This is a genomic window from Bosea sp. PAMC 26642, from assembly GCF_001562255.1.
GTDB lineage: Bacteria > Pseudomonadota > Alphaproteobacteria > Rhizobiales > Beijerinckiaceae > Allobosea.
In genome coordinates, this window is the sequence record NZ_CP014301.1 from 4526746 (window position 1) to 4538042 (window position 11297).

11 protein-coding genes are annotated in these 11297 nt (G+C 66.5%); 8 read left to right on the forward strand and 3 right to left on the reverse strand.

What is annotated here, in order from left to right:
- The first annotated feature begins 19 nt into the window (after positions 1 to 19).
- The 3 genes from AXW83_RS21670 (at position 20) to AXW83_RS21680 (ending at position 2961) form a co-directional block, all read left to right on the forward strand.
- Complete coding sequence (locus AXW83_RS21670) at positions 20 to 1012, forward strand: sialic acid TRAP transporter substrate-binding protein SiaP (protein WP_066621014.1); 993 nt, start codon at positions 20 to 22, stop codon at positions 1010 to 1012.
- Between the two features lie 201 nt (positions 1013 to 1213).
- Positions 1214 to 1678 carry a TRAP transporter small permease gene (locus AXW83_RS21675; protein WP_236841735.1) on the forward strand — a complete coding sequence of 155 codons (465 nt, stop codon included), beginning with the start codon at positions 1214 to 1216 and terminating at the stop codon, positions 1676 to 1678.
- Positions 1675 to 2961 (forward strand): TRAP transporter large permease, encoded by a 1287-nt coding sequence (locus AXW83_RS21680; protein WP_066617185.1) that lies wholly within the window; start codon positions 1675 to 1677, stop codon positions 2959 to 2961. The genes AXW83_RS21675 and AXW83_RS21680 overlap by 4 nt, the downstream gene beginning before the upstream one ends.
- 35 nt (positions 2962 to 2996) lie before the next feature.
- On the opposite strand, the gene AXW83_RS21685 is transcribed toward AXW83_RS21680, so the two are convergent.
- Positions 2997 to 3410 carry a DUF3830 family protein gene (locus AXW83_RS21685; RefSeq protein WP_066617188.1) on the reverse strand — a complete coding sequence of 138 codons (414 nt, stop codon included), beginning with the start codon at positions 3408 to 3410 and terminating at the stop codon, positions 2997 to 2999.
- Between the two features lie 302 nt (positions 3411 to 3712).
- Here AXW83_RS21685 and AXW83_RS21690 point away from each other — a divergent pair, with 302 nt between their 5' ends.
- Positions 3713 to 4588 (forward strand): protein-methionine-sulfoxide reductase heme-binding subunit MsrQ, encoded by an 876-nt coding sequence (locus AXW83_RS21690; protein ID WP_210179620.1) that lies wholly within the window; start codon positions 3713 to 3715, stop codon positions 4586 to 4588.
- Positions 4589 to 4644: 56 nt separating this feature from the next.
- Positions 4645 to 6372 carry an MFS transporter gene (locus AXW83_RS21695; RefSeq protein WP_082767314.1) on the forward strand — a complete coding sequence of 576 codons (1728 nt, stop codon included), beginning with the start codon at positions 4645 to 4647 and terminating at the stop codon, positions 6370 to 6372.
- Positions 6373 to 6387: 15 nt separating this feature from the next.
- On the opposite strand, the gene AXW83_RS21700 is transcribed toward AXW83_RS21695, so the two are convergent.
- Positions 6388 to 7185 carry an undecaprenyl-diphosphate phosphatase gene (locus AXW83_RS21700; RefSeq protein WP_066621020.1) on the reverse strand — a complete coding sequence of 266 codons (798 nt, stop codon included), beginning with the start codon at positions 7183 to 7185 and terminating at the stop codon, positions 6388 to 6390.
- 243 nt (positions 7186 to 7428) lie between these two features.
- Here AXW83_RS21700 and AXW83_RS21705 point away from each other — a divergent pair, with 243 nt between their 5' ends.
- From AXW83_RS21705 to AXW83_RS21715, 3 genes are all read left to right on the forward strand, one after another.
- Complete coding sequence (locus tag AXW83_RS21705) at positions 7429 to 8121, forward strand: glutathione S-transferase family protein (RefSeq protein ID WP_066617190.1); 693 nt, start codon at positions 7429 to 7431, stop codon at positions 8119 to 8121.
- Positions 8122 to 8204: 83 nt separating this feature from the next.
- Complete coding sequence (queG, locus tag AXW83_RS21710) at positions 8205 to 9260, forward strand: tRNA epoxyqueuosine(34) reductase QueG (RefSeq protein WP_066621021.1); 1056 nt, start codon at positions 8205 to 8207, stop codon at positions 9258 to 9260.
- Positions 9257 to 10120, forward strand: a complete 864-nt coding sequence (locus tag AXW83_RS21715) for an SDR family oxidoreductase (protein ID WP_066617192.1) — start codon at positions 9257 to 9259, stop codon at positions 10118 to 10120. Before queG ends, AXW83_RS21715 begins: the two co-directional genes overlap by 4 nt.
- 210 nt (positions 10121 to 10330) lie before the next feature.
- Here the strand turns inward: AXW83_RS21715 and AXW83_RS21720 are convergent, their stop codons facing one another.
- Complete coding sequence (locus tag AXW83_RS21720; RefSeq protein WP_442855257.1) at positions 10331 to 11203, reverse strand: l-ornithine N(alpha)-acyltransferase; 873 nt, start codon at positions 11201 to 11203, stop codon at positions 10331 to 10333.
- Between the last annotated feature and the right edge of the window lie 94 nt (positions 11204 to 11297).

The following is an 11297-nucleotide window of genomic DNA, read 5'->3' on the forward strand; positions in this document are numbered from 1 at the left end:
GCATTGGGAGGAGACCACGATGACCAGACTGACGAAACGCACGCTTCTCAAGGGCTCCGCCGCCGGCGGTGTCGCGCTGTTCATGCCCGCCGTCCTACGCGCGCAGGCAACCGTTCTGCGCTGGGGCGAGATGCTGCCTGCGACTCACCCGCAGGTGCAGATGGTCGAGCGCATCAGCAAGGCGGTGAAGGAGAAGACCTCCGGCCGCGTCGATATCCAGACCTTCCCCGCCGGCCAGCTTGGCTCCGGCAAGGACATGATGGAGTCGGTGGCTTCGGGCGCGCTGACCATGACGACCGACGGGGCGGCCGCGCTCGGCTCGTTTCTGCCGCAGCTTTCGGTGGTGGAGGCGCCCTATCTCTGGCGCGACGCCGCCCATATGTCGAAGGTCGCCACCGCGCCGGTCTTCACCCAGATGAACGCCGAGCTGGAGAAGAAGCGCGGCATGCGCATGGCCGCTGTGACCTATTATGGCAAGCGCCACCTGACCACGGGTTCCAAGGTGGTGAAGAGCGCAGCCGACGTCGTCGGCCTCAAGCTCCGGGTGCCGCCGGTCGATACCTTCCGAGCCATGGTCGAGGCCTGGGGCGCCAAGGCGACGCCGGTCAACTTCAACGAGCTGTATCTGGCGCTGAGCCAGGGCGCCGTCGATGGGCAGGAGAACCCGCTGCCGACGATCCACAGCGCCAAGCTGCAGGAGGTGCAGAAGCACCTGATCCTGACCGGCCACATCATCACGCCGCGCCTCGTCATCGTGAACGCCGATTTCTGGAAAGGGCTGAAGGATGCCGACCGGAGCCTGCTGGAGGCGGCTATCGCCGAGGGCGTCACCTGGCAGGATGCGGAACTGTCGAGTCAGGAGGGCAGCCTCGTCGCAACGCTGAAGGCCGCCGGCATGACCGTGACCGAGCCCGATCTCGAAAGCTTCTCCAAGCCGGTTCTGGCCACCCTGCCCAAGCAGTTCGAGGGCAAATGGGGCAAGGGCACCTGGGACGCGCTCGCGGCGCTGTGAGCTGAGGCGGGCCCGCCACTCTCCGGGTCATCCCGGACAAGCCGCGTAGCGGCGCAGATCCGGGATCCATGCCTGAACCGTTCCGGCATGGATCCCGGATCTCCGCTTCGCTGCGCCCGGGATGACCCGGCGTGTTTCATCGTGATCGTCGTCAATGGTGCTGATGCTTTGAAATCCCTCCTCCACCTCTCAGACCGCATCGTGCGCTGGTCCGCCGTGGTGCTGCTGCTGGCGCTGCTGACGGCCGTGCTGCTCGGCGTGCTGTCTCGCCAGCTCAATGCGCCGCTGGCTTGGACGGACGAACTCGCGCAGTACCTACTGGTCTGGACCGGCTTCGTCGGCTGGATCATCGCCGCGCGGCGGCGCTCGCATATCCGCATTACGGTCTTCGCCGAGAAGCTGCCCGAGGGCGCGGGACGCGTGCTGGAGATCGTCACTCAAGCCTTGATCATCGTCTTCGCCGCCGTGCTGATCCGCTATTCCTTCGCCTTGATCGAGCGCAACTGGGATGTCGAGTCGATCGCCCTGCCGGTGTCCAGCGCGGCGCTCTACATCGTCATGCCGCTGGCCGGCCTCGCTCTGATCCTGCAGGCCGTAGCCGAGATTGCCGACGTGGTGGCGGGCCGCAAATTCGCTGCGCCGGAACCCGGGAGCCAGCCGCTATGACCGCCATCATGCTGCAGATCCTCCCGGTCTGGTTCGCCTCGCTTTTGATCGGCGTTCCCTTGTTCGTCTCGATGGGGCTGGCGGCGATCGCCTTTGCCTTCCTCGGCGGCTTTCCGCTCGGCATCGTGCCGCAGAAGATCGCGCAATCGGCCAATTCCTTCCCGCTGCTGGCGGCGCCTTTGTTCATCCTGATGGGCAACATCATGAACTCGGCCGGGATCACCGACCGGATCTTCGCCTTCGCCACCGCCTGCGTAGGCTGGCTGCGCGGCGGGCTGTGCCACGCCAACATCCTCGCCAGCGTGATCTTCGCGGGCATGTCGGGCTCGGCGGTGGCGGATGCCGGCGGCGTCGGCACGCTCGAGATCAAGGCGATGAAGGACGAGGGCTACGATGCCGAGACGGCGGCTGCGATCACGGCAGCCTCGGCGACGATCGGCCCGATCATCCCGCCCTCGCTGCCGATGGTGATCTATGGCGTCTCGGCCGATGTCTCGATCGGCGGACTGTTCCTGGCCGGTGTCATTCCCGGCCTGCTGATGGCCGGCGCGCTGATGGCGATGGTGGTGCATGTCGCCCGCAAGCGCGACCTGCCGCGCCATCCATTTCCCGGCGCGGCGCAGCTCTGGGTCGCCTACAAGGAAGCGCATTGGGCGCTGATGACGCCGGTCATCCTGTTCGGCGGGATGATGGCCGGCATCTTCACGCCGACCGAGGCTGCGGCCGTCGCCACGGCTTACGCGCTTGTACTTGGGCTTTTCGTCTATCGCAGCTTCGATCTCGACGATCTGCCGGAGCTCGTGGTCCAGACCGTCGAGACCACGGGCGTCGTGCTGGCGCTGGTAATGACGGCGGCCGCGCTCGGCTGGTGCCTGTCGATCTCACGGATTCCGCAGACGATGGGGCCCATGCTGGTCGATCTGGCCGGCAATCCGCTGATGTTCCTGCTGATCGTCAATCTGCTGTTGCTCTTCGTCGGCTGCTTCATGGAGGCGCTGGCGGCGATGCTGATCCTGATCCCGATCCTGGTGCCGGCGGCGGCTCAGTTCGGCATCGACCCGATCCAGTTCGGGCTGATCTTCGTACTCAATCTGATGATCGGGACGATCACCCCGCCGGTCGGCGTCGTGCTCTTCGTCACCTCGAAGATCGCCGGGATCAGCTTCGAGGCGATGTCGCGGGCGATCATCCCCTGGCTGCTGCCGCTGCTGGCCGTCCTGGTCGCGATCACGCTCTGGCCGCCGCTGACGACCTGGCTGCCCAATCTGGTGATGGGGAAGTAGCGGAGCGGGGAACCCGCTCCTGAGCGATATCCTGCTCAGGCCAGCGTGAACTTGATCTCCTGGGCGCCTTCCCAGAGCGTCTTGCGGCCGAGCGTGTAGAGGTTCTCCAGCCCCGAAGTCAGGGTGATGAAGTGGTTGCCGGCGAGCTGGCCCATCTTGCTGGCAAAGTGCACGCCGCCATAGGCGAGAAGGATCTCGGTCTCGCTGATCCCGCCGGGATAGAGGATGATCTGTCCGGGCGCGGGATAGCTGGTGTGGTTCTCGTAGCCGACGCCGAAATCGAGCTCGCCCAGCGGCATCCAGACGCCTTCGCCGCTCCAGCGCACATGCACGATCTTGCTCTCGAACGGCAGGTGCCGGAGGAAGGCGGCGCAGGTCTTGGGCGCGGCTTCGAGCTCGAGCTGCCCCTCGAAGGTGAAGGGGCCGGCGGTGACGATCAGCTTGGTCATGGGGAACCCGTCTCTCGGAGGATGGCTGGTCCTGCAATGGCACCGGGATCGGCGTTCGGCAAGACGCCCGTCAGATCGCGACGCCGAGCCTGCATGGTGCATGCCCTGAGATCGACCGATTCGAAATGGATCGCCTGTAAGCCGAATGCCCGCGCGGTCTCGCGTTGTAGCTACGGCCAGTGTCATGCTCACAGCCTTGTGTGCAGACGTGCAGGACACAAGCAACACGTGTCGCGTATCTCATGCGACATCGACGACGAAACGGTGAGGATCGAATGACGGCAGCAGGGTTGCGCGGATACATGCCATGGCTGGACCGGCAAGGCCGTTTCTCGGCCTTCCGTGCCGTGGCCTTCGCGCTGGTGCTGGTGCCGGCGCTGATCCTGGCCTACGAGGCCTGGACCGGGCAGCTCGGCTCAAAGCCCTGGACGCGCGCGGTGCACGACACCGGCACCTGGGCGATCCGACTGCTTCTGGTCACGCTCGCGGTCTCGCCATTCCGCAAGCTGCTCGACTGGGGCAAGCTCATCGGCATCCGCCGGATGCTGGGGCTCTCCGTCCTGGCCTATGCCGTTGCGCATTTGCTGCTCTACTGCATCGACCTTTCCTTCGACTGGGGGCTGATCGTCTCGGAGATCGTGAAGCGCTTTTACCTGACGGTCGGCTTCGTCGCGCTGATCGGGCTCGTCGCGCTCGGCGTTACCTCTACGGACGGCATGATCAAACGCATGGGCGCGAAGAACTGGCAGCGTCTGCACAATCTCGTTTATCTCATCACCGGTCTCGGCCTGCTGCATTTCGCGCTGCAGTCGAAGATCGACGTGACGCAGCCGGCCTTGCTGAACGGGCTGTTCGCGCTGCTCCTCGTGTATCGCGGACTGAACCGATTCAAGATCTGGTTCTCCACGCCTGTTCTCGTCGCTGCCGCGCTGGCGACAGGACTCGCGACCGCCTTGTGCGAGACGGTCTGGTATGCCCTGACGACCGGCGTCTCGGCCTGGATGGTGTTCCAGGCCAATTTCGATGTCGTCACCTATCAGGATCCGGCATTCCTGCGGCCGGGACATTGGGTCGCGCTGGCGGGACTCGTCGTGGCGGTGGCTCACGCCTGGCGCGCGCCGGCCGCAAGACAGCCGAGGGGTGCCCGCAATCCGGCGCCGGTGCAGGCGGGCTCGTGACGCCGGAACCGCCTTTCATGGTTGGCAGTCCGGGCCCCAGCCTTTAACCCTGTGATATGCCAACCGATGAACATGCCCAGCCGGTCGCCGACGTCGCCGCTGCCGATCTCGCCGCCGAAGGTCTGGTAGCGCCCGACGAGCGCAGTTCGCCCTTTCTGCCGCTGCGCCAGCCAATTTTTCGCGCCGTGTGGCTGGCCAGCCTCTCCTCCAATTTCGGCGGGCTGATCCAGGCGGTCGGTGCGTCCTGGATGATGACCTCGATTTCGACCTCTCCCGACATGGTCGCGTTGGTCCAGGCCTCCACTACCTTGCCGGTAATGCTGTTCTCGCTGGCCGCTGGCGCGGTCTCGGACAATTTCGACCGCCGGAAGATCATGCTGGTCGCGCAGGCCTTCATGCTCTGCGTGTCCGTGGCTCTGGCCGCTTTCGCCTGGTTCGGGCTGATAACGCCCTGGCTGCTCCTGGGCTTCACCTTCCTGATCGGCTGCGGCACGGCGCTGAACAATCCGGCCTGGCAGTCCTCGGTCGGCGACATGGTGCCGCGCCGCGACCTGCCGGCCGCGGTGACACTGAACAGCGTCGCCTTCAACATCGCCCGCAGCGTAGGTCCTGCGATCGGCGGCGCGATCGTGGCGGCCGCGGGCGCCGTCGCCGCCTTCGTGATCAACGCCTTCAGCTACATCTCGCTGATGGTCGTGCTGTTTCGCTGGCGCCCGCCCAAGGTCGAGCGGCTTTTGCCGCGCGAGACGCTCTGGATCGCGATGGGGGCGGGGCTGCGCTATGTCGCGATGTCGCCCAATATCCGCAGCGTCATCCTGCGCAGTTTTGCCTTCGGATTCGGCGGCATCGTGGCGCTGGCCCTGCTGCCGCTGGTCGCGCGCGACCTCGTCGTCGGCGGGCCGCTTACCTTCGGCATCCTGCTCGGCGCCTTCGGCGCCGGCGCAGTCTGCGGCGCGTTCGCAAGCGCGCGGCTGCGGCGCCTGTTGAGCACGGAGGCGCTGGTTCGCCTGACCTTCACGGCCTTCGCGGTTGCGGTCGCGATCATCGCGATCAGTAGGACGCTGTGGTTCACCATGCCGGCGCTCGGCGTGGCCGGCGCCTGCTGGGTCATGACCCTCTCGACCTTCAACGCCACCGTCCAGCTTTCCGCTCCGCGCTGGGTCGTCGGGCGAGCACTGGCGCTCTACCAGATGGGCGCGTTCGGCGGCATGGCGATCGGCAGCTGGGTCTGGGGCAAGGCTACGGTCCATTTCGGCCCCGAACAGGCCCTGCTGCTGGCGGGGCTCGCCCTGCTGGCGGGCGCCGCGATTGGGCTGCGCTATGCGCTGCCGCCGCTGGAGGCGCTCAACCTGGATCCCCTCAGCCGCTGGCGCGAGCCCACTGTCGCCGTAGACATCGAGCCGCGCAGCGGACCCGTGATCGTGACGATCGAATATCGGATCGCCGAAGCCGATGTCGTCGCTTTTCTCAATGCGATGGCCGAGCGCCGCCGCATCCGCCGCCGCGACGGCGCGCGCCACTGGGCGCTGCTGCGTGATCTCACCGATGCCGAACTCTGGGTCGAGCGCTATGACAGCCCGACCTGGGTCGAATATGTCCGCCAGAACCAGCGTGTCACCCAGGCCGATGCCGAAATCGGCGACCGCGTCCGCGCGCTTCACAAGGGGCCGCATCCGCCCGTCGTGCATCGCATGGTCGAGCGCCAGCCCGGCTCCCTGCCCACGGTCGCGACGATCAGCGCGCAAACGCTGGCGGCGCCGCTGACCGATGCGCGCTCGGCGTAGCGACTTTTAAAAGCCTTACCCGACGATCCAGAGCCCCGCCAGGCCAACCAGCCCGACCACGATCCGCCACCAGGCGAAGAGCGAGAAGCCGCGCTTTGAGACGTAGTCCAGAAACACGCGGACCACGACGAGCGCCGAGCAGAAGGCCGCGACGAAGCCGATCACGATCAGGATCGTGTCGTCGAAGGTCAGGACCTTGTAGTTCTTGAGCAGGTCGTAGGCGAAGGCGCCGGCCATGGTCGGCATGGCCAAGAAGAAGGAGAACTCGGCCGCCGCTCTTTTGCTGGCGCCCAACAGCATCGCGCCGACGATGGTCGAGCCCGAGCGCGAGACGCCGGGAATCATCGCCAGGCACTGGATGAAGCCGATCTTGAGATACATCGGCAGCGGGAAGGTGGTGGCGTCGGTGTGCTTCACCTCGAGTTCCAGTTCGTCGACCACCAGCAGCACAAGCCCGCCGGCGATCAGCGCGCAGCAGACCAGGAAGGGGTTGAACAGCACGCCCTTGATGAAGCCGTGCAGGACGGCGCCGATCAGCGCCGCCGGTAGGAAGGCGACCAGAACGCCGATGAGGAAGCGCCGCGCCGTCGGGTCGGTGCGCAGGCGCAGCGCGATGTCGAGCAAGCGGCGGAAATAGACCAGCGTAATCGCCAGGATCGCGCCGAGCTGCACCAGCACCTCGAAGCTCTTGCCGTTGGATTCAAAGCCGAGGAAATGCCCGAGCAGCAGCAAATGGCCGGTCGAGGAGACGGGCAGGAACTCGGTCAGGCCCTCGACGAGGCCCAGGACCAGTGCTTCAACCCAGTTTTCCATCGACAGTCCCTTCAGGCAGATCATTCATCCGCATCGACCGATACGGTCGATTGCTGCACTGCGCCCAAGCTCTTTGCCAATTGGTTACCAGTTCCGCAACTTGATCCGCACGATTGAGGCGGTTTCTCGCGCCTCGGGTTGTGGCACCCGCAGCCCGGGATTATAGCAGGGGCCTCGCCTGATCGCCTTCGCAGCCTGCCGCACGGCCCTGTTTGCGCCTCACATCCCTGATTCAAGAGTGCCATGGCGACCCTCCATCATTATCCGTTGTGTCCGCATTCGCGCTTCATCCGTCTGGTTCTGAGCGAGTACGGGCTTGAAACTGCTCTGGTCGAGGAGCGCGTCTGGGAGCGCCGGCGCGAATTTCTCGAACTCAACACGGCCGGCACGACGCCGGTCTTCCGCGAGGACCACGGCTTCGCCGTGCCCGGCGCCGGCGTGATCGCCGAATATCTCGACGAGACGCGCGGGCTCGCTTTGGCCGAGCGCCGGCTTTTGCCGGAAGGAACGGCCGAGCGCGTCGAGGTGCGGCGCCTGCTCGACTGGTTCAACCTGAAATTCCACGAGGAGATCACCGGCCCGCTCGTGCTGGAAAAGGTGATGAAGCGCTTCATGGGCCGCGAGGAGGGCGGCGGCTCGCCGGAGATGAGCGCCATCCGCGCGGCGCGCAGCAATGTGCGCTATCATCTGCGTTACATCGCCTGGCTGACGGCGAAGCGGAACTGGCTCGCCGGCAGCGAACTGAGCTATGCCGATCTCGCCGCGGCGGCGCATCTCTCTTGCGTCGACTATCTCGGCGACGTGCCCTGGGACGAGGACGAGGCGGCGCGCGCATGGTATGCGAGGATCAAGTCGAGGCCGAGCTTCCGGCCGCTGCTGAACGACCGGGTGCCGGGCATGGCCCCGAGCGCGCATTACGACAATCTGGATTTTTGAGCGGCGAGCGCCTGAAGCAGGCCGTCGTCGAGCGCGCCCGTGCCGAGGGGTTCACCGTCGCGCGCATCGCGCGCGCCGACAGCATTCCCGACGCACCGGCGCGGCTGAAGGACTGGCTCGCCGCCGGCCATCACGGCGACATGGCCTGGATGGAGGAGCGCACCGCGCAGCGTGCCGATCCGGCGACACTGTGGGATCAAACGCGTTCGGTCGTGATGCTCGGCATGAGCTACGCCCCCGAAAGCGACCCGCTCGCGATCCTCGACCACCCCGATCGTGCCGCGATCTCGCTCTACGCCCGCAGACGCGACTATCACGACGTGATCAAGGGCAAGCTCAAAAGCGTCGCCGGCCTGCTGGCGGCGCGCGGCGGGGCCGACGTCAAGGTTTTCGTCGATACAGCCCCGGTGATGGAAAAGCCGCTCGCACAGGCCGCCGGACTCGGCTGGCAGGGCAAGCACACCGTTCTTGTCTCGCGCGAGCACGGCTCCTGGCTGTTTCTCGGAGCGATCTACACCAGCGCCGAACTTCCGGCGGACGCGCCCGAGATCGACCATTGCGGCACCTGCCGGCGCTGCCTCGACATCTGCCCGACCGACGCCTTCCCGCGGCCCTACCAGCTCGATGCCCGCCGCTGCATCGCCTATCTGACGATCGAGCATCAAGGCCATATCGATGCGGCGCTTCGTCCGGGCATCGGCAACCGCGTCTTCGGCTGCGACGACTGCCTAGCCGTCTGCCCCTGGAACAAGTTCGCCCAGGCCGCGCAGGAAACCCGCCTCGCGCTCAAGGACGATCTCGAAGCGCTGCCGCTGGCGATGCTCGCCGGACTTGACGACGCTGCCTTCCGGACGCTGTTTGCCGGCACGCCGATCAAGCGCACCGGCCGTGACCGCTTCGTTCGCAACGTGTTGATCGCGATCGGCAACAGCGGCCGTCCCGAACTCGCTGCAAGCGCCGAGGCCCTGATCGCTGATGCCTCGCCGCTGGTGCGCGCCATGGCCGCCTGGGCGCTTGGCCGGCTCGTTCCGGGCCGCGCCGCTGCGCTTGCGGCGAAGGCTCTCGCGTGCGAACCGGACGCGGACGTCCGCCGCGAATGGCGCGCTCTTCTCCCGCCGCAACCGGACCTTGCCGCATGAAGCTCGTCATCCTCGGCCTCGGCTACTCGGCCGGCTTTTTCGCGCGCGCCGCCCTCGCCAAAGGCTGGGAGGTGGTCGGCACCGTGCGCTCGGCCGAAAGAGCCGGCGCCCTCAGCCGCGAGGGCATCCCGACCCTCGTCTTCGGCGGTTTTGCGGTCTCCTCGCGCGTGGCTGCAGCGATAGCCGAGGCGGACGCAGTGCTGGTCTCGATCCAGCCGGGCGAGGACGGCGACCCGGTTTTGGTGGCGCTCTCTAGCCAACTAGCGGCTGCGCCGAATCTGCGATGGATCGGCTATCTCTCGACCATCGGCGTCTATGGCGACCATGGCGGCGCCTGGATCGACGAGAGTACGCAATGCCGGCCGGGCAGCGCCCGGTCACGGCTCCGGCTCGCCACCGACGAGGCCTGGCTCGCCTTCGGCGAAAGAGCGGGGAAGGCCGTGCAGATATTCCGGCTCTCCGGCATCTACGGACCGGGCCGCAATGCCATCGTCAATCTGCGGGCGGGCATGGCGCGCCGGCTGGTCAAGCCCGGCCAGGTCTTCAACCGCATCCATGTCGACGACATCGCCGGCATCCTGCTGGCCTCGCTCGACCGCCCTCGCAACGGCGCCGTCTACAACGTCACCGACGACGAGCCGGCGCCGCCGCAGGACGTGGTCGCCTTCGCAGCCGACCTGATCGACGTCGAACCCCCGCCCGAAATCCCGTTCGACTCGGCAAAGCTGTCGCCCATGGCGGCGAGCTTCTACGGCGAGAACAAGCGCGTCTCGAACGCTTTGGTGAAGCGGGAGCTCGGCTACGAGTTCAGCTATCCGACCTATCGGGAGGCGCTGCGGGCGTTGGTGGCGGAGGCGTAGAACGGGCAACTCCCCCGTCATTCCGGGGCGACCCGCAGGGTCGAGCCCGGAACCCATACGCACACAGGTGGTCGAGAGTGGGCTCGACACGGTGCGGCTTATTTTCGAAGCGCGCAGTGGTTCTGGGTTCCAGGCTCTTCGCTTCGCGAAGCCCCGGAATGACGGTGGTGCTTTCACGAAATCATCCGGCTTCTGAAGCCCCGTTCACCCTCAAGCCGCGTAGCGCTGTCCCTCATCGCCGTAATAGGCGACATAGCGGCGGTCGATCGCCGCAACCGGCAGGATCACCAGCACGTCCGTGGTACCGAATTGCCGGTCGATTACCGCGCCGGAGCCGAAGCGGGCGCCCAGCCGCAGATAGCCCTTGATCAAGGGCGGCATCTCTTTCAGCGCAAGCTTCATATCAACCATTTCGGACGGCAACCGGTCCATCGCGACATGGCGCTCGGGGCGGGCGCTGGCCGCCCATTCGTCCTGCGAGCGGGCATGATGGTGGAGGAAGGACAGCGGCAGCGCCAGCGCCTCGGGATCGACGCCGTCGAAACTGGCGCAGCCGAACATCGCGTCGATGCGGTGATGGCGGATATAGGCCCAGATCCCGTGCCAGAGTAGCTCGACCGTCTTCTTGTTGCGGTAGGGCTGGAGCACGCAGGAGCGGCCGAGTTCAAGCAGGCGCTTGCCCGAATGGTGCGCCAGCAGCGGCGCGAGGTCGAACTCTCCTTGCGTATAGAAGCCGCCGAGCCGTGCAGCCGCGTCCTGCCGCATCAGCCGGTAGGTGCCGACGACCCTCGGTTTCGTGCCGCCGAAGCGGCCGCGGGCGGCATGGTCGATCACCAGCAGATGGTCGCAGGCGCCGTCGAAGCGGTCTGCATCGCGCCGGAACATCCGCGAGACGACGTCGGGCTTGGCAGACATTTCCTGATAGAACACCCGGTAGCGCAAGCGCTGCGCCCGCCAGATCTCGCGCGGGCCGCGCGCCAGCCGGACTTCGAGGGAACCGGCCCGCCCGAGCGATCCGGACAGCGGGTCGGACTGCGCCTGCCATCCGCCTAGGCGGCGGACGGTGTCACCTGTGATCAGCATCATCGGCGAGAACCGTGACAGCAGCGGGTGGCCGGCAGGAAATTGCTTTGCCGGCTGTTTCAGGCCGCGAAATACCTCGAATGCCATCGCTCGT